General features: G+C 63.2%; 15 protein-coding genes. 4 read left to right on the top strand and 11 right to left on the bottom strand.

Annotation, left to right across the window (positions count from 1 at the left end; genetic code table 11):
- Positions 1-20 precede the first annotated feature (20 nt).
- From ppsA to LK12_RS00435, 4 genes are all read right to left on the bottom strand, one after another.
- Complete coding sequence (gene ppsA, locus LK12_RS00450; RefSeq protein WP_039278065.1) at positions 21-2417, bottom strand: phosphoenolpyruvate synthase; 2397 nt, start codon at positions 2415-2417, stop codon at positions 21-23.
- Positions 2418-2479: 62 nt separating this feature from the next.
- Entirely contained in the window at positions 2480-3622 is a 1143-nt protein-coding gene (locus tag LK12_RS00445; RefSeq protein ID WP_082010272.1) for a site-2 protease family protein, read from the bottom strand.
- A gap of 111 nt (positions 3623-3733) precedes the next feature.
- Positions 3734-5605 carry a PAS domain-containing sensor histidine kinase gene (locus tag LK12_RS00440; protein ID WP_197063420.1) on the bottom strand — a complete coding sequence of 624 codons (1872 nt, stop codon included), beginning with the start codon at positions 5603-5605 and terminating at the stop codon, positions 3734-3736.
- 226 nt (positions 5606-5831) lie between these two features.
- Complete coding sequence (locus LK12_RS00435) at positions 5832-7184, bottom strand: MBL fold metallo-hydrolase (protein WP_039279946.1); 1353 nt, start codon at positions 7182-7184, stop codon at positions 5832-5834.
- Between the two features lie 190 nt (positions 7185-7374).
- On the opposite strand from LK12_RS00435, the gene LK12_RS00430 reads away from it, so the two are divergent.
- On the top strand, positions 7375-8394 hold the full coding sequence (locus LK12_RS00430) for an NAD-dependent epimerase/dehydratase family protein (protein ID WP_039278062.1): 1020 nt from the start codon (positions 7375-7377) through the stop codon (positions 8392-8394).
- Between the two features lie 176 nt (positions 8395-8570).
- Here the strand turns inward: LK12_RS00430 and LK12_RS00425 are convergent, their stop codons facing one another.
- On the bottom strand, positions 8571-9182 hold the full coding sequence (locus LK12_RS00425) for a carboxymuconolactone decarboxylase family protein (protein ID WP_039278060.1): 612 nt from the start codon (positions 9180-9182) through the stop codon (positions 8571-8573).
- Between the two features lie 91 nt (positions 9183-9273).
- On the opposite strand from LK12_RS00425, the gene LK12_RS00420 reads away from it, so the two are divergent.
- Together LK12_RS00420 and LK12_RS00415 are read left to right on the top strand one after the other, a co-directional pair.
- The gene (locus LK12_RS00420) at positions 9274-10209 is read left to right on the top strand and encodes an aldo/keto reductase (RefSeq protein ID WP_039278059.1); all 936 of its coding nucleotides are present in this window, start codon (positions 9274-9276) and stop codon (positions 10207-10209) included.
- A 200-nt stretch (positions 10210-10409) separates the two neighbouring features.
- Positions 10410-12194, top strand: a complete 1785-nt coding sequence (locus LK12_RS00415) for a thiamine pyrophosphate-binding protein (RefSeq protein ID WP_052223045.1) — start codon at positions 10410-10412, stop codon at positions 12192-12194.
- 46 nt (positions 12195-12240) lie between these two features.
- On the opposite strand, the gene LK12_RS00410 is transcribed toward LK12_RS00415, so the two are convergent.
- The 6 genes from LK12_RS00410 to LK12_RS00385 all read right to left on the bottom strand — a co-directional run bounded on the left by LK12_RS00410 (position 12241) and on the right by LK12_RS00385 (position 22789).
- Positions 12241-13716: a tryptophan halogenase family protein gene (locus LK12_RS00410; RefSeq protein ID WP_331454123.1), complete on the bottom strand. Its 1476-nt coding sequence runs from the start codon at positions 13714-13716 to the stop codon at positions 12241-12243.
- A gap of 50 nt (positions 13717-13766) precedes the next feature.
- Positions 13767-15281: a tryptophan halogenase family protein gene (locus LK12_RS00405; RefSeq protein ID WP_039278055.1), complete on the bottom strand. Its 1515-nt coding sequence runs from the start codon at positions 15279-15281 to the stop codon at positions 13767-13769.
- Between the two features lie 69 nt (positions 15282-15350).
- A complete protein-coding gene (locus LK12_RS00400) occupies positions 15351-18335 on the bottom strand; it encodes a TonB-dependent receptor (RefSeq protein ID WP_039278052.1) in 2985 nt (994 codons plus the stop codon).
- Positions 18336-18613: 278 nt separating this feature from the next.
- The gene (locus LK12_RS00395) at positions 18614-19408 is read right to left on the bottom strand and encodes a GDSL-type esterase/lipase family protein (protein WP_039278050.1); all 795 of its coding nucleotides are present in this window, start codon (positions 19406-19408) and stop codon (positions 18614-18616) included.
- Positions 19405-20403 (bottom strand): alpha/beta hydrolase, encoded by a 999-nt coding sequence (locus tag LK12_RS00390; protein WP_039278048.1) that lies wholly within the window; start codon positions 20401-20403, stop codon positions 19405-19407. Before LK12_RS00390 ends, LK12_RS00395 begins: the two co-directional genes overlap by 4 nt.
- Positions 20404-20416: 13 nt before the next feature.
- A complete protein-coding gene (locus tag LK12_RS00385) occupies positions 20417-22789 on the bottom strand; it encodes a glycoside hydrolase family 3 protein (RefSeq protein ID WP_231568167.1) in 2373 nt (790 codons plus the stop codon).
- A gap of 186 nt (positions 22790-22975) precedes the next feature.
- Between LK12_RS00385 and LK12_RS00380 the strand changes: the two genes are divergently transcribed.
- Positions 22976-24064: a LacI family DNA-binding transcriptional regulator gene (locus tag LK12_RS00380; RefSeq protein WP_039278045.1), complete on the top strand. Its 1089-nt coding sequence runs from the start codon at positions 22976-22978 to the stop codon at positions 24062-24064.
- The last annotated feature ends 12 nt before the right edge of the window (positions 24065-24076 follow it).

The raw sequence follows: 24076 nt of genomic DNA, 5'->3' as shown, positions 1-24076 counted from the left end.
GCACGGGATTCTGCAGCCGATTATGGCCTTTTGGCTGTCTGTTTCTCGGCATCGGCGATGGAGCCGATGGTGCCCACGAAGCTGTCCGGATTGAGCGAGATCGTATCGATGCCTTCCTCCACGAGGAACGCCGCGAAGTCGGGGTAGTTGCTCGGGGCCTGGCCGCAGATACCGATCTTTATTCCGGCTTCGTGGGCCTTGTCGATGGCCTGCGCGACCATGCGTTTGACCGCGTCGTTTCGCTCGTCGAACAGGTCGGCCAGCAAATCGGAATCGCGGTCGATGCCGAGCGTGAGCTGGGTCAGGTCGTTCGAGCCGATGGAGAAGCCGTCGAAACGCTTGGCGAATTCCTCGGCCAGGATAACGTTCGCAGGGATCTCGCACATCATGTAGACCTGCAGCCCGTTCTCGCCGCTCTTGAGGCCGTTTTCTGCCATGACTTCGAGTACGCGATCGGCCTCTGCCGTGGTCCGGCAGAAGGGTACCATGATCACGACATTGGTGAAGCCCAGCTCCTCGCGCACCCGCTTGAGCGCGCGACATTCCAGCGCGAAGCCTTCGCGGTAGCGCTCGTTGTAGTAGCGCGATGCCCCGCGGAAGCCGATCATCGGGTTTTCCTCTTCGGGTTCGAACGTCGAGCCGCCGAGGAGGTGGGCATATTCGTTGGTCTTGAAGTCGCTGAGGCGGACAATGGCGGGGTGCGGGTGATAGGGCGTCGCCAGTCGGGCGATCCCGCGGGCGAGCTTGTCGACGAAGTAGTCCGCCGGGGATTCATATCCGTGGGTGAGGGCGCCGATCGTGCGGGCATCCTCGTCGCTCAGGCGCTCGGGATGGAGCAGCGCCATCGGATGGACCTTGATCAGGTTGTTGATGATGAATTCCATGCGGGCAAGGCCAACCCCCTTGGCTGGCAGGCGCCACCACTGGAACGCCGCGCCGGGATCGGCGATGTTCACCATCACCTTGGTGCGCGTGTCAGGCAGCGCGCCGACGTCGATCTCCTCGCTGTCGAAGGCGAGCATTCCGTCGTAGATCGTCCCGGTCTCGCCGCCCGCGCAGGACAGGGTGATCTCCTGCCCGTCGCGAAGGTCGCGGGTGCCGGTGCCGGTTCCGACGACGGCGGGGACGCCCAGTTCACGGCTGACGATGGCAGCGTGGCTGGTGTTGCCGCCATGGTCGGTAACGATGCCCGACGCGCGCTTCATCACCGGCACCCAGTCGGGATCGGTATTGCCGGTGACGAGGATCGCACCGTCGGGAAAGCGCTCGATATCGGCGACATCGCGGATGACGCAGGCCTTGCCCGCCGCAATCGCGCTGCCCACGGCGGCACCGGTGGCGATGGGCGTGCCCTTTTCCTTGAGCCGGTAGCTGCGAAACGCGGTGCGGCTGGCGCCAGATTGAACCGTTTCCGGGCGGGCCTGCACGAGGTAGAGCAGGCCGGTTTCGCCATCCTTGGCCCATTCCATGTCCATCGGCCGGCCATAGTGCTTCTCGACCGTGGCGGCCCACTGGCCGAGTTCGACGATGTCCTCGTCATCGAGCACATATTCGCGCTGTTCCGCGGGTGTCGTTTCCACCAGCCGGGTGCGCTTGCTGCCGCCCTGGGCATAGATCATCTTGGTGGCCTTGGCGCCCAGGCTCTTTTCGATGATCGGCTTGACGCCGGCGGTGTCAAGCAGCGGCTTGAACACGACGTACTTGTCCGGATCGACCATGCCCTGGACGACCGTTTCGCCCAGGCCCCAGGCGGCACTGATCACCGCCACATCGGGGAAGCCGGTCTCGGTGTCGAGCGTGAAGATCACGCCCGATCCCGCCAGGTCGGAGCGCACCATCTGCTGGATGCCGATCGAGAGCGCGACCGAGAAGTGATCGAAGTCCTTGGCTTCGCGATAGGAAATCGCGCGGTCGGTGAACAGCGAGGCATAGCAGCGCCGGCAGGCATCGAGCAGGGCGCGGTGGCCGCGCACGTTGAGGAACGTCTCCTGCTGGCCGGCGAAGCTGGCGTCGGGCAGATCCTCGGCGGTGGCACTGCTGCGCACGGCGACGGCTGGGTTGGCCACATCGAGCCGGCGCGCCAGTTCGTCATAGGCTGCGCGTATCTCGTCGGCGAGTGCATCGGGCAGCGGGCTGGAGAGAATGTGCTCGCGTACCGCGGTGCCAGCCTCGTGCAGGGTGGATTTGCGTTCGTTGTAGGCTCGGATCTCGGCGCGGATGTCGCTTTCGATGCCGCTGGCGTCGATGAAGTGGCGGTAGGCGGCGGACGTGGTGGCGAATCCGCTGGGAACCCGCACGCCGTTCTTTCCAAGTTCGCGCACCATTTCGCCGAGCGAAGCGTTCTTGCCGCCGACGGTGGGCACATCGGCAATGCCGATCTCTTCGAACCACTGGACGGAGGAGGGGGGCTTGGTCATGGGCTCGTCCTTTCAGTCTCGCGTTTGCACATTCGAATGCGCAGGGTGGCAGGCCTGTGGGGTCAGTGCCCCGGTTGGGCCCTGGCCGGGAAGCCAGCCGGGGTGCGATGCTTCAACGCCCGGGCAATGAGCAGTTCTTCCATCAGGTTTTCCCAGGTGATGTACCCGAGGCAGCGTCCGTCATCGCCCGCGACACCGACTGCCTTGGTACCGCTGGCCAGAAGCGGAATGATGTCGTCCATGCGCGTCCATTGCGACACTTCCTGGATATCCTCCATGACACGCGCGATGGGCGTGTCCGGGCCCGGTCCGGCCAGGGCACGGATGATGCCGTCTCGGGTCAGGAAACCGGACATGCGTCCCTGATCGTCGACGACCGGAAACTCGCGCTGATCGGCGTGGACGAGGGCGCTCGCCGCCGTGGCGACCGGATCGGTGGAATGGAGACGGACGAAATTGTCTATCATCGATTCCCGGGCGGTCTTGCCCGCCGTGATGTCGCGCAGGGCCACGATGCCGTTTTCGGAGCCTGCGGCGAAATAGATGAACACTGCGATCAGCACGAGGATTATGTTGTTCGAGAAGAGGCCCGCCACCCCGAGCAGCACCGCGCAGACCTGCCCTATGCCGGCCGCGACGCGGGTGCCTTGCGAATGACCCAGCCAGCTGGCGAGGCCGGCGCGAAGCACGCGGCCCCCATCCATCGGGAATGCCGGGATCAGGTTGAAGAGGAACAGGACCAGATTGATATAGGCGAGTTGGGCCACGAGCCCCTGCACCCCGGCGCCTTGCTCGATTTCGTTGGGCGAGGGCATCCTGCCCAGTACCAGCAGCAGGCCGATTGCGATTGCCAGCGTCACAAGCGGACCGGCAATGGCAATGACGAATTCGGCGCGCGGTTCATCGGGGATACGTTCGAGGCGCGAAACGCCGCCGATCGGCAGCAACACGACCTCGGGTGTGTTTACGCCGAACTTTCGAGCCGCGAAGATATGCCCGAATTCATGGAGGACGACGCAGAAGAACACCAGGCAGATGAGCACGACGATATGCAGCGCGGCCGATGGGCCGCCGCTCAGCCAGCCGCTTACGCCGACCCACAGCAAAAGCAGGAAGAAGGTCGCGTGGATCCGGACGGCGGTTCCTTTCACGGTTCCGACGGAGAAGGACCAGCGACGTCCCATGGCAGATGCTGTGTGACTCATGGTTTGCGGGGTTCCTTCTTTTCGGGGCGCATTCGGTGCCTGTCCATCAGATAGGGCACGGAGAGGGAAGGGTACTTGACCGACCGCAACGAGCGGAAATCGACATGGTATTCAGTCATCGTCGATTTCCGCCACGGGGACAGTGAAATGGAACATGCCGCCCTGCCCGGGCTGGGCCTCGCACCAGAGTTTCCCCCCGTGCGCCTCGATTATGGTGCGGCAGATCGGGAGCCCCATGCCCATGCCGCTGGCCTTGCTGCTGACGAAGGGCTCGAAGACGTCTTCTTCCTTGCCCGGCGCGACGCCCGGCCCGCTGTCCATGATGCTGAAACGCATCATGCTGCTTTCCTGGTTGGCGCTGATAGCGATCGTGCCGTTTTCCTTCAGCGCCTCGATGGCATTGCGGATGAGGTTGAGCAGGACTTGTTGCACCTGGACCCGGTCGACCAGCACCGGGGACAGGTTTGGCGGAATCGAGATGGTGCAATGGATGTTCCGCGTCGCTTCCCCGACAAGCGCCAGATCCGCGGTCTGCATTGCCAATTCACGCGGGGAAAAGCTGATCCGGTCAAGTTCGCCGCTTGCGACGAAATCCCGCAACCGCCGGACAATTGCACCTGCTCGCATGGCCTCGCGACCCGTTTCTTCCAAGGCTTCGCGTACTAGGTCGAGAGGGGCCTGTTCGGCAGCAGGCATCAGGGCTGCGGCAGACTGGGTGTAATTGGTGATGGCCGTCAGGGGCTGGTTCAATTCGTGGGCCAGCGCGGTCGCCATCGTCCCTACCGCCGAGATGCGCGACATGACGATGAGCTCCGTCTGCAATTCGCGCAACTTGGCCTCGGCTTCTTCGCGCGTGGTGAGATCGCGCAGGAACCCGGTGAAGATGCGGTGGCCTCCGCCGTCGGCTTCCCCGACATAGAGTTCGTGGGGGAAAATCGTACCGTCCTTGCGACGACCCAGCACGCGCCGCGAGTTACCGATGACGTGGCGTTCGCCGGTGCTCATGTATCTGGCCAGATAGCCATTGTGGCGAGCCGCGTCCGCATCGGGCATGAGCATGGACACGTTGCGGCCGATAACCTCCTGCGAAGAGTAGCCGAACAGGCTCTCCGCGGTTGCGCTGAACGACAGGATCATGCCCATTTCGTCGATTGTGATCATCGCGTCCGGTACGGTTTCGAGGATGGCACGAAGCTGCGCCTCGTTCGTGGCGAGCGCACGGGCATGCTCCGTCTCCTCGGTGATGTCGCGCACGACCTGACCGAATCCCATGATGTTTCCGCTGTCGTCGGTAATCCGGTTGACGATTCCATCGGCGAGAAACCGCGTGCCATCCTTGCGCAGGCGCCATGCCCGGCGAGAGAACGTGCCTCTTCGCCGGGCTTCCTCGATCTGAAGGCCGGGCAGCCCCGCTTCGCGGTCCGCCGTATCGAACATCATGTCGTAAGGCTGTCCGATGACCTCGCTTTCGCTCCATCCGTAGAGCCGCTCCGCGCCCGCGTTCCAGATGACGACGCGTCCTTCCGGATCGAGCATGCAGATCGCATGGTGGCTGGCGCTGTCGATCAGCAGGTCGAGCTTTGAACGAAGTGATCGAATGCGCCGCTTGTTTTCCACGGTGTCGGTCAGCACCTGCTCGACCAGGAGGAGGCCCTTGATACTACCGTCGTTGTCTCGCCAAGGTTTCGCTTCCCATTCGACCCACTCTAATGTCCCGTTCGCGCGACGAATGGGTTCCGCATCGTTGGAAACGCTCTCGCCGGACAGGGCGCGGCGATGGATGGCGCGCCAGCGTTCATCGATGCCGGGAAATAGTTCGTAGTGCGATTGTCCGATGACGTCGCGGTCTTCGATGCCGCGGTTCGACAGCCACTGCCGGCTGCAGGCGACATAGCGCATGTCGGTGTCGAACACGGCGATGGCTGCTGGAACGTTTTCCAGCAGCAGTTCGCATAGACCTTGGTCCGAAACGAACTTGTGCACGTGTGCGCCCTCCAATCGGCTTCACGCATGTTTCACCCATGCGGTGCGAAATTGCGACCCATTTCGACCGATCTGCCGGACAAGGTCCGGGGCGCGACGCCGGGGAAGGCCGCGTCGGCTTGTGGTGGGGCATGCCGTGCACCGGCAGCCGGGGGCTCTGCCATCCGTAATGTTCCCGGTGGCGCCCGGCAGCGAGCACGCGTTTTCGAAAAAATTGCACCCTTCGTCAGTGCCCTGCCGCCTGCCATGCCCCCATCGAACCGAGATAGATGTCGAGATGCTCGAAGCCCTTGCTCGCCAGCCATCCGGCGGCGACCGTGGCTCGCATGCCGCTGGCACACATCAGTGTATAGCTTTCGTCCTTGTCCAGGTCCCGCCAGCGCTTGTTGAGCTCGCCCACGTAGATGTGCCGGGAGCCTGCGATGGCTGCCTCGCCGCGCTCGTCCGCGGCTCGCACGTCGAGCAGGGTCCAGGCATTGGCCTTACCCGACACTCTCTGTTCGACGGTGTCGGTGCCAACCATGGGAATGCTTTCCATCGTCTCGCCCTGCGCGGCGGCGGGTACGACGCCGACGTAGCCGCCCACGACATTGTCGAGCGCGATGCGAACGAGATGCTCCATTGCGCTCGCCAGTTGTTCGTGGTCAGAGCCGACAAGTACCAGGCTGTCACCCTCTTCGATGAACCACCCGGCAAAGGCCGAAATCATGCCGACCGGCAGACTGATCGCGCCGGGCAGGTGGCCGGTGGCGAAGGCCATGGGTTCGCGGACATCGATGATGTGGTCTGCATTTGCGTCCTTCACATCGCCGAGCGAAAGCATCCGTGGCATGCCCACCCGCGGCGCCGGCGCCCCGCCTTCGAGGTTGACCCGTTCCATGAGCCGGAAATAGGGCGGCTGGTAGTGGTTCTCCTCCAGCTTTGCGCGAATGAACGCATCGCGATCCGTGACCTTGAGCCGCGGATTGTTGAGACGCTCGTGGCCCAATGTCGAAAACTCGCGTTCGGCCATGCCGGCCCCGCAGACAGACCCCGCTCCGTGGGCAGGATAGACGATCGCCTGGTCTCCGAGGGCGAGGATCTTTTGCAGGGAGTCGTAAAGCAGACCGGCGACTTCCTCCTTGCGATCGGGATAGAAGTCGGTGCGACCGACATCGCCCACGAACAGGGCATCGCCGGTAAAGACGCCAACGGCGGTCTGCGGAAAGGCACTGTCGAACAAGGCAAAGGCCAGATGGTCGTCGGTATGGCCGGGCGTTTCGATCACCCGGATCTCCAGCTGGCCGATTGCGAAGCAATCGCCTTCGTGTGTGGTCTCGGCATAGACGACATCGCCCGCAGAATTGGGGCCATGCAGGACCCGGGCGCCGGTTTCACGCGAGAGCGTTGCCGCACCAGACACCAGATCCTCGTTGCGGTGCGTTTCGAAGATATGCGTGATTTCCAGCCCTGCTGCACGCGCCTTTTCAAGGTAGATCTCGCAATCGCGCCGCGGGTCGATGACTGCAGCCCTGCCGCCCGATCCGATGAGATACGAAAGCTGCGAAAGTCCGGGCGTCTTGATCTTTTCCAAAAGCACGATTTTCTCTCCTGTTTCGGTTTTCAACGCGACCGGCATGGGTGCGTTCCAGCATGAGAGAGGTGGAGAAATCGGTCGGGCGCTACTGCCCCACCGGCGCTTGGCGAAGCCGTTTTCCCCCACTACCGATGAAGCGACAGATGTATGCGGCGCCTCGTGGGTGAGGCGGCCGTACGGCAGGGGCACCAGAATGGAAACGGACACCCAGACCACCTTGGTCACCGGCGGCAGCGGTTTCGTCGGCAGCCATATCGTTCGCCAGCTGGCGGCACAGGGCCGAAAGGTGCGCGTGCTGCTTCGCAGGAGCAGCAACCAGGCAGCGATAAAAGACCTGCCGGTGGAGATCGTCTACGGCGACGTGCTCGATCCGGATTCGCTGCGCGCGGCGATGGATGGCTGCGGCACGGTTTTCTACAGCGTCGTCGATCCGCGTTTCTGGCTGACAGACCAGACGCCGATCTTCCGCAACAACGTGGAGGGCCTCGTGAACGCGATGGACGCAGCGCTGGCATGCGGCATCCGGCGTTTCGTCTTCACCAGCACGATGGGGACACTGGCCATCAACCCGGACGGCCCCGTCACCGAAGACATGCCGTTCAACTGGCTCGATCGTGCGCCCCCTTACATCCGTGCCCGGCTCGAGGCCGAAAACCGCCTCCTTGCCTACTGCCGGGACAAGGGGCTTCCCGGCGTGGCCCTGTGCATCGCCAACACCTACGGCCCCGAAGACTTTCAGCCTACCCCGCACAATCACGCCTTGTGGGAAGTCGCGCGCGGCGCAATGCCGATCGGTGTCGATGTCGGCCAACCCACGGTCGATATCCGGGATGCGGCGCAGGCGGCCCTGCTGGCCGAAAAGCACGGCCGGATCGGCGAGCGCTACATCATTGCCAACGAATACGTTCGTAACCGCGATCTCTATGCCATGGCGACCAGGTTGTGCGGCAACAAGCCGCCGCGCTTCGTTCCCTACAAGCTGGCATACGGCATTGCCTGGGTCGCCGAGCGAGCGATGAAATTGCTTGGCCGGAAAGACTTTCTCGTTAGCACCGACGCAATGTATCTGTCCGACGTGTTCCGGGAACTCGACCACGGCAAGGCCCAGCGCGAACTTGGCTGGAACCCCCGGCCCTTGGAAGAGACTGTTCGCGATGCCATTGCATGGTTTGCCCAACGCGAGCGGGATAGCGTGGCCGATCGCACTGACTGAAAGTGGCTGCGGCCTTGCGTTGATGGCGGCTACACTTGCGCTATGGCGCAGGGGCTTCATGCTCCACTGGAGCTTGCGCTTTCCGGCGAAAGGTCTGTCGATCTGCCCGCCGCAAGCGTAGAAGCTATAGAGTACGGGCCATCGACCAGGGGTGAACTCCGAAGCCGTTGACACGATCAGGTCTCGGGTTTCCCTGCAAAGAAGTCTTTCAACCGTTGCGGATCAGCGGAGAAGTCGTCGGCTAGCTGAACGCGTGCGATGTTCGTGGTCCAGGCCGTCACCGTGTACAGCATGACGGCGGCGATGAGTTGCATGAGCCCGCGGTGGCCGATCGCATCCAGTACGGCATCTCGGACATCCGCGGTCATCGCCCCTTCGCGAACGAGCTGGACGTTTGCCTGGTAGACGGCGCGATCGGCCACATTGTCGAAAGGTGGCGTTACTCCGCAATGTAGCGCGTCGATCACCGCCTCGGTCAGACCTTCGTTTTGCGCGAAGGGGATGTGGAAATCGAACTCGACCTGGGCGCCCAACAGCGCGGACGTCGTCAACACGACGATTTCGCGCAGGCGGCCACTCAACTCGTGGTTGGAGCGTAACGCATCGCCGAGGCGCAGCATCTGCTCGCCGAATTCCGGAAACTGCATCCAGGCATTGTAGAGATCGGGCAGGCGACGAGCTTCCGCACCGCCGGTGTAGAAACCGCGGGGGCCTAGGGTCAGTTCATCCCATAAGCGCCGCTGCGTTTCGTCGCACGCGTCCCTCGTGACCACGGGAAATCCTTCCATGTCCTCTCCTGATTTCTCCTTTGCATGCGAGCCTGTTTGATTGCACGTACGCGGTCAACCGCGAAACACGGACAAGGGAGAAGGAAGCATCATGCGCATGCGCAACTTGGGCAGCACCGGTATAGAGATTGCGCCGCTGGTCCTTGGCGGAAACGTGTTCGGCTGGACGGCGGACAGGGAGACCTCGTTTGCAATCCTGGACGCGTTTCTGGACGCCGGCTTCAATGCCATCGACACCGCGGATGTCTACAACCGCTATGCGCCGGGGCTGGTCGGCGGCGAATCCGAGACGATGATCGGCGAATGGATGAAGGATCGCGGCGTGCGCGATCGCGTCGTCCTGATCACCAAGGGCGGATTGCCGATGGGCGAGGGGCTGGAAGGACTGGGGCGCGACTACCTGCCGCGCGCCTGCGAGGCGTCCTTGCGGCGGCTGCAGACCGATCGCATCGACGTCTACCTCTCCCACGCCCCCGATACGAAAACGCCCATAGAGGAGACGCTCGAGGCCTTTCAGGGGCTGATCGACGCGGGCAGGATCGGCCATGCCGGCTGCTCGAACTATCCCGCCGATCAGCTCGCGGCCGCGCTATCGGCCGGCGGTGACGGGCGTGCCCGATACGAAGTGATTCAGCCGCACCACAACCTGGCAGAGCGTGGACACTATGAAGGCGCCGTCGAGGATCTTGCGATACGGTACGACCTCGGCGTGGTGACGTACTACGCGCTGGCAGGCGGATTCCTGACCGGCAAGTACCGAAAGCCCGCGGATGCCGAGGGCAAGGCTCGCGGACGGGTGGTCACGCAATATCTCAATGAAGAGGGCCTGGCGCTGCTGGAACGGCTGGACGCGGTTGCCGAACGGCACGGCGCCCGCCCGGCGCAGGTCGCCCTTGCCTGGGCAATGGCGCGACCCTCCGTCACCGCTCCGATCGCCAGCGCTACCACGCCGACACAACTGGATGAAATCATGCAGGCCACTCGCCTTGTGCTCTCCGCCGAGGACATGGCCCTGCTCGAAGGTTAGCCACTCCACGGATTCGGCTGCAGGATAACGCCGAGGCGTTGAAACCCGGGCGTTGTCGAAACGGGGGAGGCCAAGTCGGGCTGGCGGGGCTACGAGGCTTTGAGGCACATCGGGGCAGTCCGGTGCGCCTTGGGGTGCTTGCGAGACCGTGAGTCCGCCGCCGCCCTTGAAACGACGTTGCTAGTGAGAGGCCTGTCCCGATGACCCAGACCATGTACGACCATATTCTCGACCTGCTGCAGGCGGAAGGTGTGGATACGCTCTTCGGGATTCCGGATCCCAGCTTCTTTGGCATGTTCATCGAAGCGGAACGGCGCGGAATGCGTATCGTTTCGCCGCACCATGAACAGGCTGCCGCACTGACAGCGGACGGCTATTTCCGCATGACCGGCAAGCCGGCGGTGCTGTGCATGAACAAGGGACCGGGCGTTGCCAATGTTATGGCGGGCGCCAACTTCATGATGAAGGAAAATGTGCCGGCCGTGTTCATCATGGCCAACCGCCAGCGCTTCTACGAACAGAAAGTGCGGCGCGGCAAGATGCAGTACATGAGCCAGCCGCCGCTGTTCGAGAACACGGTGAAGTACACCGGCGTGATCGAATATCCGCAGCAAACCGACGAGATCTTCCACGAGGCCTTCCGCCAGGCGCTCAGCGGCGTGCCGGGACCGACGTACATCGAATTGCCGCTCGGCGTGATGCAGGCCAAGTTCGAGAAGAAACCCGCGCTTGCGCCTGACCGCTACCGGCTGGTGCACCAGAGGGCCGATGCGCAGTCCATCGCCGAAGCCAAGGCGCTGCTGGAAGGCGCCAAGTCGCCGGTCCTGCTGCTCGGGCAGGGCGGTTTCGTCAGCCGCGCCCACGACGTGCTCACCGAACTCGCCGGCAAGCTCAACTGCCCGATCCTGCTGTCCAATGCCGTCGAGGCGATTCTGCCGGGCATGGAAGCGCGGACCTTCAACTACAGTTCTCCCGTGGGTGCAGAAATCGCCGGTCAGTCCGATGTCGTGCTGGCCATCGGCACCGAGCTGGGCGAGGCGCTCAATTACGGGCGCGGCCATTCGTGGAAGCCGGGCAACGAGACGCGCAAGTGGATCTACATCGAGCGTGATGCCGATGCGATGGGCGTGAACCGCCCGATCGACGTGCCGCTGGTCGGCGACTTGCGCGACGTGGTGCCGCAGCTCAACAAGGCTTTGGAAGGCGTATCGCGCGAATTGCCCGCCAAGCTGCCCGAATGGACCAAGCAGCGCGATGACGCCAAGCAGGCGCTGATGGATGCGATCCCGACCACCTCGATGCCGATCCATCCCGGGCAGGTGCCGATCGTAGCGACCAAGGTCGTCCCCGAGGACTCGATCCTCATCCGTGACGGCGGCGGCGCGAGCATGTGGGCCTCTGCACTAGTGCAGTTCACGCCGCGCGATTCGATGTGGAGTTCGAACTGGGGCGCGATCGGCAATGGCCTGCCCATGGCCATGGGCGCGCAGCTTGCGGTGGGCGACAAGCGCCGGGCGGTGTTGCTGACGGGGGACTCCGCGTTTCTCTTCCACATTTCCGAGATCGAGACGGCGGTGCGCAAGAAACTGCCGATCATCTGTATCGTCTCGGTCGACCACGCTTGGGGGCTGGAAGCGGCCTCCTACAAGGCCAATTTCGGCGAAAACACATCGACGCCGGAAGCCCGCTGGAGCAACGAAGTACGGCTCGACAAGACCGCCGAGAGTTTCGGCGCGCATGGCGAATACGTCGAACGCCTGGAGGACCTGGCCCCGGCCGTCGAACGCGCGCTGGCCTCGGGCAAGCCCGCGGTGATCCATGTCGAAGTCGACCAGATGGCCAGTTCCACTTTCGAAGGCGTTCCCGGCTTTACCGAATTCCGCGCATGGTTCGGCGAGGAGGGAGACTTCCTCGGGGTGCCGGGCGTGGCCCCGGAGGCGCCGTCGGGTTCGGGCAGCGCAACGGAAAACAGCAGCGGATACTGAGCTGAGGTGCCTACCGCGTATCGCGAGGTAGCGCCGTAGACTTCGGTCAGGAAGACGGCTCCGCCGCTCCGTTGGACCGGAAAGCACCGCGCAGCGTTTCGGCGTGAGAGGGCATCGATGCCGCTGTCGTGTGGATGACCTCTCGCATGGCTGCGAGTACTTTCAGCCGCTCGGCAGCGGGTACCGCATCGGCAAGGCGATCACGATCCAATGGATCGATGCCTTGCCCCGCCATGACGGCCAGCCAGCTGTCGCGTCCAAAGACGTCGCCATCGCGATCCATTATGCGTCCGGAGGAGCGGTACAGATCGATGCGGTTCGCAAGCGCATCGGGAAGAGAGATCGTTCGACAATGCTGCCAGAATGGTGTGTCGGTTCGCCTTGCGGCGGTATAGTGAAAGATCAGCAGATCGCGAACCGCCTCCCATTCCCGTGCAGTAAGGCGGTTGTACTCTGCGCGGACCAGTGGGTTGAAGTCCTTTCCGGGAAACCAGGAGAGCAAGCGCGTGATGGCCGTCTGGACAAGGTGAAGACTGGTCGACTCCAGCGGTTCGAGAAAGCCGGACGCCAGGCCGATTGCAACGACATTGCTCGCCCATGCGTCTGTCCGTCTTCCGGTGGTGAATCGTAGAAGGCGGGGTTCCGCGAGCATTGGAGCGTCGAGGTTGGCTGAAAGTTCCTCGCGGGCCGCGTCTTCATCCAGAAAGGCGCTGCACCACACCAGGCCGTTGCCGACTCTGTGTTGTAGCGGAATACGCCATTGCCATCCTGCTCGGCGTGCCGTCGAACGCGTGTAGGGGACGGGAGGGGAAGTGCTGTTCGTGGGCACAGCAAGGGCCCGATCGCAAGGCAACCAGTGGCTCCAGTCCTCGAAAGGTGTCTGCAGAACCTTTCCGATCAAGAGGGCGCGAAAGCCTGTACAATCGAGAAAAAGGTCTCCCTTGAGGCGCCTCCCGTCACGCAAAACGATTTCGCGCACGTGGCCACTTTGCGAATCGCGCCGGACATCTGCGATTTGGCCTTCATGTCGCCGCACACCCTGCGCCTCGGCGCGCTGGCGCAGAAAGGAGGCATAGAGCGATGCATCAAAGTGATATGCGTGCGAAAACGTGGACCATACGGTGGCCCGTCCGGCGTGCATAAGAGGCGGTGCAAAGCGGCCTTGCCGGGCCGCGACGGTGGCGAGCGAATAGGCTGCCAGCGGGCTATCCTCTCCCGCCGCGCGTGCGGCAAGCCATTGCTGATGAAAGGGGACGGGACCGAAGTCGTCGCCGTGTCGGCCGAAGGGATGGAAATAGCGGCCCTCCCGGTTTCCCCAGCCGACGAATTCAATGCCGAGCTTGAACGTGCCTTGGGTAGCGCGGACGAACTCCGTTTCGTCTATGCCCAGCATCTGGTTGAAGATGCGGATGGGGGGGATGGTCGCTTCCCCCACGCCAACCGTGCCGATTTTATCGGATTCCACAAGATCGATGGCGATATTCGTGCCGCGCAGAGTGTGCGCAAGCGCCGCGGCAGACATCCATCCGGCGCTGCCGCCGCCGGCAATTACGACACGTTCAATTGGTCCGGTCATGCCATCTCGCGGGCTGAGCACGTGCGCGAGATGAAATAGTCGTGAGCAGGCATGCGTCCGGCAGCCTGCGCGAGAAACATGCGCCGCTGTTCCAGAATGGTGCGCACCTTCGATTCGGGCAGGGCGTCTGCGCGCGGATTGTGGGAATTCGGAATTATGCCCTGGCCAATGAGAATCGATACCCAGCTCGCTTCCTGGTGGGATTCGAGCTCGTAAAGGGGGACACGCCCGCACGCGCTCCAGACAGCAAGCTTATGGGCCAGCGTTTCGGGCAGATCCATCGTGGCGACTTCGCGCCACAAAGGCTCGGTCCGTCGCGATCGGCAATAGTGGGCGATGATGAAGTCGCGGATGCGTTCGTATTCGAGCGCAGTCTGACGGTTATACTCGGCTGCAAGCGCAGCATCGGGACGACCGGAAGGCAGATATTCCACGATCCGCGCGGCACCGGTCTGAATGAGCTGGATTGCGGTGGACTCGAGGGGTTCGAGAAAACCGGCTGCGAGTCCGATGGCAATGACGTTGCCTTCCCAGAATCGATCGCGCCGCCCTGGCGTGAAGCGCAGCAGGCGCGGTTCGGCGAGTTGTTCGCCATCTAGCCCTGTCAGAAGCTGTGCTACGGCTTCGTCATCGGACAGAAACCGGCTCGCATAGACATGGCCGTTGCCGGTACGGCTCTGCAGGGGAATGCGCCACCGCCAGCCGGCGGGCAGAGCGGTGGCGCGCGTAAAGGGCGTCAGCCTTCCGGCGCGGCTGGAAGGCACGGCGGCGGCGCGGTCGCAGGGAAGCCATTCGCTCCAGTCACGATAGGGAACGCCCAACGTCTTGCCGAGAAGCAGCGAGGCAAATCCGGTGCAGTCCACGAAGATATCGCCGTCGATCCGGTGACCGCCGTCGAGCGTCAGGTGGGAGACCAGGCCAGTCTCGCCGTCCCGTTCTGCATCGATGATGCGGCCCTCGACCCGCTTCACGCCCTTCGCTTCAGCGAGGCGGCGCAGAAAGCCGGCATAGAGCGCCGCGTCGAAGTGATAGGCGTAGCTGAATTGTGCGGCCTCGCCTTTCATCGCCTGAGGCGGGGCAAACCGGTCGCGGCGCCCCGCCGCCCAAGGCATCGACCATTCGCCCAGCGGTGGGATGGCGCCGGTTTTGTTTAGTCTCAACCAGTGTTGATGAGGGGCAAGGCCATCGATGTCTTCGCCGAAATCGCCGAAACCGTGGAAGTGGCGGTTGCCCTTCTCGCCCCAGTCGACAAATTCGATTCCAAGCTTGAATGTCCCGTTGGTGGCAGCGACGAAATCGGGTTCGTGAATGCCGAGCAGGGCATTGAGTTGACCGAGCAACGGGACAGTCGCTTCCCCTACGCCGATGATGCCGATTTCCTCGGACTCGACGAGGATGATGGAAGCTGCATCAGGGGGAAGAAAGTGCGCCAGGATGGCTGCCGTGATCCAACCTGCGCTGCCACCGCCCGCGACGACGTATCGTGTTGTCTTTCTGTCAGGCCCATTCATGAGGCCTCTCCCGTTCGTCCAATCGGCTCCCGATCCGGGGGACCGGACCGGGAGCCTTGGGAGGAGCTATCAGAACAGGGTGCGTACGACCATGGCCACGCGGCGGTCGGTTTCCGTCCAGCTGTAACGCGGCTTCAGGTTGGGATCGCCCACGCGTAGGAACGTGCGCGAAGTCAGCAGGTTCGTGCCTTGCAGGCCGATCTTGAAGTGATCGCCCACCGAAACCAGGAACGACGCGTCAAGCTGCCCGTAGGAATCTGCCCAGACCGGGTAGTTGATGTTCGCGGCAGACGTCGTCAACAGGTAGCTGGAGCGCCAATTGTAGGCGACACGGGCGGAAATGCCGTGCTTCTCATAGATGCCGGCGACATTGTAGGACCACTTGGACAGGCCTTCCAGCGGCAGTTCCAGACCCGCGTTGGTGGTCTGGTTGGTATCGAACACGTTGACTGCCGTGTTCTTGCCGCCGGTCGAGTCGACATAGGTCACGTTGCCGCTGAAACCGAATCCGCTGAGAGCGCCGGGAAGGAAGTCGAAGAACTGGGTATAGGCCAGTTCGGCGCCCTTGATGGTCCCGTGCGAACCGTTGGTTTGGCGGGTGACGTCGAAGGTGACCGTTTGACCGTTGCTGGTGTAGCTTTGCTCTACGAGTCCGGCAAAGATGTAGTCCTTGATATCCTTGTAGAACAAGCCAAGCGTCAGGCTGTTCGAGCGGCCATAATAGTACTCGAAGCTCAGGTCGTAGTTCGTCGCACGCGTGGGCTTCAGGTCGGGGTTGCCGGCGGTACCGGTGAAGGCCGTGGTACGGCCGCCAACGCCCGTGCCGCTTGGCGTGCCATCCGGATTGAACGAGAATGAGAGCGACGTGTAGGGATTGAGCTGCGTGAAGCTCGGGCGAGCGATCGACTTCGAAACGGCGAAGCGGATCTGCAGGTTGTTGCTGGCGAAATATCGCAGATTGAGGCTCGGCAGAACGTCGGTATAACTGTTCTTGCCCGAGGTTTCCTGGCTTGCCAGGTCGCCTGCAATAAAGGCCACGGCGGTGTTGTAGTCCGTGCAATCCGTTGTCGTCGGATCGCAGTTCACGCTGACAGTTCCGATGCTGGCCGCCGAGCCGACCGCTGCGGCCTTCGTGTGTACGACACGAACGCCGATATTGCCGTCGAACCGCCCGATCGGGCTTTCGTCCATGCCGAACCGCGCCATGGCATAACCGGCCCAGGTTTTCTGCGTCTGATCATTGATTCCGCCACCGCCGGTGGTTTCGGAAAAATCGTTGCTCAACGGTGTCCAGCCCCAGCCGTTGGTTTCCGTTGCCTGCAGGTAATCGTAGGCGTGGCCGGTGCCTTGGTTGACGAGCGAGCCGGAGGGGAACCAGAGGCCCGACGTGGGATTGCCGACCTCGCCTCGGAAGAAGTCAGGGAAGGTTACGAACTGCGTCTGATCGGGGAGGTCCGAAGGTCCGCCGGGGGCCGCCTGGTCGAGGTACACCTCGTTACCCGGAAGCCAGTACTGTGCGGACAGCACGCTCCAATTGTAGCCGGTCTGCCGCGTGATGGCGTGTCGGTCGGTCCAGCGCGCGCCGACCTTGATCGACTTCAGGAAGCTGTTGTCAAACCGGTACTCGGCATCGCCGCGCCAAGCCCATTGGTCCGCCTCGTTGTCCTCGAGGTGATCCATCGCGGCCGCCCACCAGTTGACGCTCTTGTCGGCAAAGCTCTGGGACGGATCAGTCGGATAGATATTGAGCTTGGGGTCGTTGCCTGAATAGTCGAAATCGAACGTCGCAGGAACGCTGACGCCGGTGAAGGCAGTCATGCTGTATACTGTTGCGCTCGACTTCACGTACTGGACATCGGTCGAAAATGTCCAGTGCGAGTCGGGCACCCATTCGGCCTTGAACGAATAGTCCTGGGTCTTCTTGTTTTGACTGCCTGCGCGCGTGTCCATGTTGAGCTGGCGGTTCTGGGCCACGCCCGACACCAGTTCGCCCGCCGAACCATACACGTAGCTCGGATTGTACGTTTCGGGCTGCGACCAGTCGCCCATCGCATATTCAAGGTCGTGTGGAGATGCCTTGGAAATCAGCGCTTCGCCGGTAAAGGTCAGCGTATCCGACGGGCGCCACTGGATCGAGCCATCGAAGGCCGTGCGCTTTTGCGACCAGTCAATCCGCCGATAGCCCATCGAATTGGGAATATATACGGTCTCGCCTTCGGTCAGGGATCCGCCCGAGGCAGCCGCATCATCAGCGGAGACCGATGTGGGCACGTAACGGCCGGTGGAGATGGAGTCGGTACGGTTGCCGATGTTGCTGACCGAATAGGACACCAGTACGCCAATTTCGCCCAGAGACGTGTCCCAGCGGTCGCTGATCAGCGCATTGCCTGAAAGGAAGCTCTTCTTGCGCAGGTCGGCGTAATTGATGTCGCCGGAAAAGGCGGCAACGAACCCGGGCGCATCGAAGGGCTTGCGCGTGCGCAGGTTGATTGTGCCGCCGATCCCACCTTCAACCATGTCGGCCGTGGGGTTCTTATAGACATCGACCCCGGAAAGCAGGTCCGACGAGATGTCTTCGAACGAGAGCGCACGGCCATTCGCGGCCGAGAATACATCGCGGCCGTTGAGTTCGGAGCGAACGAATGACAGTCCGCGGATGAAAACGCCGCCGCCTTCACCCGAAAGACGTGCCGGGTCGCGGTTGTCGCTGGTGCGCTGCAGGGTGACGCCGGGCACGCGCTGCAAGGCTTCTGAAACAGAGCGGTCTGGAAGGGCGCCGATGTCCTGCGCGGTGATCGAATCCATGACCTGCTCGGCGTCGCGTTTGCGCGCGCGGGCCCCTTGCAGGGAAGCGCGAATGCCGGTGACAATGATTGCATTTTGCTCCGAGATTTCGTCATCGGAGGCCTGCACATCGGACTTGCTTGCGGCCTGCGCCCATGCAGCGACGGGGAGTACACAGCCCACCAGAGCAGTCGCGGAAACGCTTGCGCGCAGGAAATCGCGGCTGCCGAGCCCCGAAAATCCGCGACAAAGCTGATTGAATACGGCCACTATCAGTCCCCTCCTGTCCCAAGTGATATTGCGCAATTAAATGATAGCGCTATCACTTTATGTCGTGCGTAGACGTTTTTCCGATCCTTTTGATATCGGTCCGTCTGTGGCTGTTGCTCCTAACACTGCTGTGACGGGGGCGCAACAGCAAAAATATACCGCTAACATTTGTCTGGCAATTGTGCTCGGAAAGTTCGGGTAAGCCCCGGTGAGACGGCACTTTTCGGGCAAATGGAGGATCTCTGTGGGGGCGTTCGGCGACAGGCTGGTCGTGCGTGTTAGGGGCGATCGCTTGCGAATGCAGCCCCAATAGCCGATTCGACGATTGGGGCCATGCGGGCATATCCGGCCGGGAGCGGGTGCACGCCGTCCTTGGTGAATTCCAGGCGCATGAGGCCCTTTTCGTTGGCCAGGGCAGGGGCGTAATTGGCGTAGGCGTAGCCACGGGCCCTGGCCAGAGCTTCCAGTTGTCGGTTGATCAGCCGCAGTTCGGCAGGTTTGCGTTCGCGAATGTTATAATCGACGGTGGGCGTGTTGGTGACGGGCAGGATCGAGCATAGCACCACCTTGATGCCGTGGCGGTCGGCTATGTCGGCCATGGCCTCGATATTGGAAACGATGCCCTCGGCGCTTTCGACCTGCAGGAAGCCGGATACGTCGTTGACACCGCCCAGAATCACTACGGCGCTCGGTTGGAGGGCGACGACGTCCTGTTCGAAGCGGACCAGCATCTGTGCCGTGACCTGGGCGCCGATGCCCCGGTTGATGTAGGGCTTGCCGGGAAAGTATTGCGCCAGATTCCACAAATCGGTGATCGAATCGCCCATGAAGACCACGCGCTTTTCCCCCTTGGCCGGCGGGGGCAGGGCAGCATTGGCCGGCGCATAGAGGTATTTCTCGCCGAAGTCCTGCATCATCGACGGGACCAGCTTTTCCCGGAACGGACCTGCCCACGGGCCCCAGTCGCGCGTGTCCTCGACCGTACGGCGTTCGGGGCTCGACTGGTAGTGATGGGGCTCCCCCGCGGCGATCAGCAGGGCAGCGGCGGGTAGCAGCAGAGCGAGGCGCTTCATGCCGCAAAGACCCCGTGCCGCTTGCCATAGGCATGGAAAAGATCCGGCCAGGCATGGGCAGGGACGTCGTCAGGCAGACGCGCACCGAAACCGTGGCCGCCCTTGTCGAAGCCGTGAAATTCCGCGGGCCGCTGCCGGGCCAGCATGGCATCGTACATGGCCAGGCTGTTGGCGATCGGCACGAGGCCGTCGTCGCTGGACGCGGTGAGAAAGACGGGTGGCGTCTGGTCGGTTACGCGGGTCTCCACCGATCCGGCCTGCCGCAGCGCTTCGCTGGCATTTTCGCCGAGCAGATTGTCGCGCGATCCGCCGTGGGTGAAAGGCTGCGCGAGGCTGACCACCGGATAGATCATGCCGGCCAGGTCGGGCCGGGCCGAAACCGTGTCCGCCGCATCGACGGGGACGTAGACCTTTTCGTCGAAACGCGTGGCGATGCTGCCGGAAAGGTGCCCGCCGGCGGAGAAGCCCAGCACGGCAATGCGCTTGGGATCGATTCCGAATTCGTCGGCGCGCGAGCGCACTATCCGCATGGCGCGCTGGGCATCCTGCAGCGGAACGGTCGCACGATTGGCCCACCCCTCGCCGGGAAGGCGGTAGGAGAGGATGAAGCATGTCACGCCGCGCTCGGTCAGCCAGCGGGCTTGCTCTTCGCCTTCGTTGTCCCACGCCAGGAATCCGTAGCCGCCGCCCGGCAGCAGGATCACCGCCGAACCGTCGCGGTACGCCGGGCGGCGAACTTCGAGCGAGGGCGCAGCCACGCCGGTTATCCAGCGGTCGTCGAAAGCCGCGTCCTTGCTTTGCTGGGCGACCTTGCGCACCGGCAAAGCGGCCGGTGCCCCCGGGGGCGTGCCCGGCCAGAGCGGAATCGACGGGCCCGAGTACTTTATGGAAGTCGGACCTGCTGTGGCCTTGCCAGAGGAGATCGTGGCCGCAAGCCCGGCGGCGGCGATACCGCCGAGCAGGGCGCGGCGGGAGGTCGATGGCGTGTCGGTCATCGCGGTGGTCTCCTTACTGGGGGCACACGGCACCGGCCGGGTCCGTGGCGAGGTGCATGTCCGAGATGGTGATGGTGAAAGGCGCGTCGGCGCTCAGCGTGAAGGGCTGGCTGATGCCGCCGAGGTAGGTGCCATGCTCGGCAAAGCACTTGAGCGGAATACGCAACTTCGCCCATTGGCCCTGGTCGGCCAGTGACTTGTCGATCCGCACCGCTCCGGAACCCAGTGCGAGAGTGACGGGCGCCTGAGCCTGGGCATCGACGCGGTAGGTCACCTCCACATTCATGTCCGCGTTGGATTCGCGTTCGAGTGTTAGATTGGGGCCGAGAATGGACGCCTTGCCGGCACTGGTGAACGCGAACCGGATGGCGCCTTCCTGCCTGTCAGCGCTGTCGACAAGGCGGTGGCTGACACCGGCGTCGGCCTTGATCTGGAACGGCTTGGCGACGATGCCCTCTTCGATGAAGGTGCTTGAATTGGAATCGCTGGCGTCGATGCCCGGTTCTTCGGCGAGCGGGCCTACGTGGCCGCCTGTCGCATAAGTCAGGCCGTAGCCGAGCGGAAACAGCGGGTCGTACCCCGCAGCGCCCTTGTTGAGGGTGAACTGGCCGGCCGTCTTGGGCCAGCTGAACGAGAGCGTACCGTGAAAGTCGGTCTGGCCACCCACGAGAACGTCGGCCACGCCTTCGCCTTCGGAACCGGGAAACCAGGCCGCGACGAAGGCATCCGACTGGTTGAGCTCGGGATTGACCCAGAGCGGGCGGCCCGAAAGGAAAACCGACACCGTGGGTACGCCCGCAGCCTTGAGTTTCTTGAGCAGGGCCAACGCTTTCTTGTGGCCGGGCTGAAACTCGAGTGTCCGCACGTCTCCGCGCAGTTCGGCGTAAGGCTCCTCGCCGAATACGACGACCGCGACGTCGGGCTTCTGCGCGAAGCTGCCCTCCGGAGAAAGGATTGCCTTGCCGCCGGCCTTCTTAACCGCACGGGCAATTCCGGCATAGATCGACGTCGCGCCGGGAAAATCGGCATTGGTGTTGCCATCGCCCTGCCACGACAGGGTCCATCCCCCGGCCTGCCGGCCGATATCATCCGCTGCGTCGCCGGCGACGAGGACGGTCGCGCTGGGCTTGATCGGCAACACACCTTCGTTCTTGAGCAGGACAAGGCTCTCGCGCACGGCCTGGCGGGCGATGGCGCGGTGCGCGACAGATCCCATTTCCTGCGGTCTGTGTTCATAGGGGCGGGCGGGATCGAACAGGCCCAGTTTCATCTTTACGCGCAGGATGCGGCGCACGGCATCGTCGATGCGTGCCATCGGGATCTCGCCCGATTTCGCGGCGGCGAGAGTCGATTCGAACAGGCCCTTCCAGCTGTCGGGCGCCATTGCCATGTCCAGGCCGGCGTTGAAGGTTGCGGGGCAATCGGTGTTGGTGCAGCCGGGAATCTGGCCATGACCGTTCCAGTCGCCCACGACGAAGCCGTCGAAGCCCATGCGGCCCTTGAGCACATCGGTCAGCAGCGCCTTGTTGCCGTGCATCTTCACGCCGTTCCAGCTCGAGAACGAGGCCATGACCGTCATTGTCCCGGCGTTCACGGCCTTGGGGTACCCGGCGTCATGGATGCGGATCAGTGTGTCCTCATCCACACGGGTGTCGCCTTGGTCGATGCCGCCCGCCGTGCCGCCATCGCCCAGGAAATGCTTGACGCTGGCGGCGACGTGGCCGGCCTGTACGGTCGTTTGGCTGCCGGGCTTGCCCTGGAGCCCTTCGACCATCGGCCCCGCATAGGCCGCCACGAGGGCAGGGTCTTCCGAATAGCCTTCGTAGGCGCGCCCCCAGCGGTCGTCCTGCGGCACGGCGAGCGTGGGGCCGAAAGCCCAGTCGATGCCCGATGCCGCGGTTTCGGCGGCCGTGGCCTTGCCGATCTCGCGCATCAGTGCCGGGTCGTGCATCGCACCGAGGCCGCTGTTGTGCGGGAAGATCGTCGCACCCACCACGTTGCTGTTGCCGTGCACGGCATCGATGCCGAACATGATGGGGACCGGCTCGTGGCCTTCGCGTTTCTCCGTGGCGACGGCGTTGAAGGCCTGCGCCGTGGCGACCCATGCTGCCGCGGGCGAGCGGTCCGGTGCACCGAGCGGAGGCGAATTGCCGCCGGCCAGGATCGAGCCCAGCGGATAGGTCCTGAGATCTTCGGGAGTGATCGAGGCGGTATCCGCCTGGATCATCTGGCCGATTTTTTCACGCAGGCTCATGCGCGCCATGATCGCAGTGATGCGCGCTTCGTTCCTGGCATCGACAAGCCCGGGGCTTTGTGCCGCCGGCCAACGTTCGGGATGCACGGCAGTCGGCGCTGGAGCGGCGGTCGGCTCTTGGCCCTGTGCCATGGCCATGGACGCGCAGGAGACCATGACGGCAGCCTGCATTACACGGTGAAAACGCCTCATCACATCCTCGTTCTTTCCCTTTGCCGGGACCCTAAGGCATCAAAAATGATTGCGCTACCATAAATGATCCGGCCATAGCATCGGGAAGGCGTTTTGCCTTTTTTGAAGTCCTGCTAGAGTGCCGATATGTCTGATAGTGAGCGTAAACGCCGAAATGCGAAGTCCCGTCAAACCGGGGCTCCCACTATAGCCGACGTAGCGGCGCTCGCGGGCGTATCGATGATGACGGTCTCGCGGGTCATCAATTCCGAACCCAAAGTTCGTCAGTCGACCCGCGACGCCGTCAATGCAGCCATAGCCCAGCTCAACTATGCGCCGAACCGCGCTGCACGCAGTTTGGCAGGTGCCGCCCAGATCCGGCTCGGGCTGCTCTATTCCAACCCGTCCGAAGCGTTTCTCAGCGCTTTCATTGTCGGAAGCCTCGAGGAGGCCGGGCGGTCCGACGTGCAACTGATTGTCCAGAAGGTGGAAGACGGCGCCGATCTTGCCCGCGCAGCCGAACGCATGATTGCCGGCGGGGTTGACGGGGTGATCCTGCCGCCGCCGCTCAACGAAGTGCCCGAAGTGATGAAGGTCCTGGAAGATTCAGGGGTTCCCACGGTCGCGGTGGCGACGGCGCGGCCGCGCGAAGGTGTTGCGGCAATTACGATCGACGACCGCAGCGCGGCGCGGGAAATGACGGCGCATCTTATCGGCCTCGGCCATCAGCGGATCGGGTTTATCGTCGGCCATCCCGACCTTTCCGCAAGCGGCGAGCGGCTGGAAGGGTATCGAGAAGCGCTTGTGCAGGCGGGCATACCCTTCGATGAAGCGCTCGTGCGCCAGGGGTACTTCACCTACCGGTCCGGGCTGGACGCCGCCGAAATCCTTTTGTCGCTGGACGATGCGCCATCGGCGATATTCGCCAGCAACGACGATATGGCCGCGGCCACCGTCGCAATCGCCCACCGTCGCGGCATGGATGTGCCGGGAGACCTGACCGTCTGCGGCTTCGACGATGTGGCTCTGGCAACGACGATCTGGCCTGAACTGACGACGATCCATCAGCCCATTGCGGAAATGAGCCGACGCGCGGTGAAACTGCTCGTGACGCTGCTACGCAGCAAGCGCAAGGGCGAGATGAGCGCGCAAAGGATCATGGTGGATTACAAGTTGGTACGCCGACAATCGGACGCGGCGCCCCGCCGAAGGCCCGCGCTGCGCGTTCCAGGCTGAGCGCTGCAGCTG

The organism is Novosphingobium malaysiense (genome assembly GCF_000802225.1).
GTDB classification, from domain to species: Bacteria; Pseudomonadota; Alphaproteobacteria; order Sphingomonadales; family Sphingomonadaceae; genus Novosphingobium; species Novosphingobium malaysiense.
The sequence above is the reverse complement of the archived record's forward strand: the minus strand, read 5'-3'. Positions and strand labels throughout refer to the sequence as shown.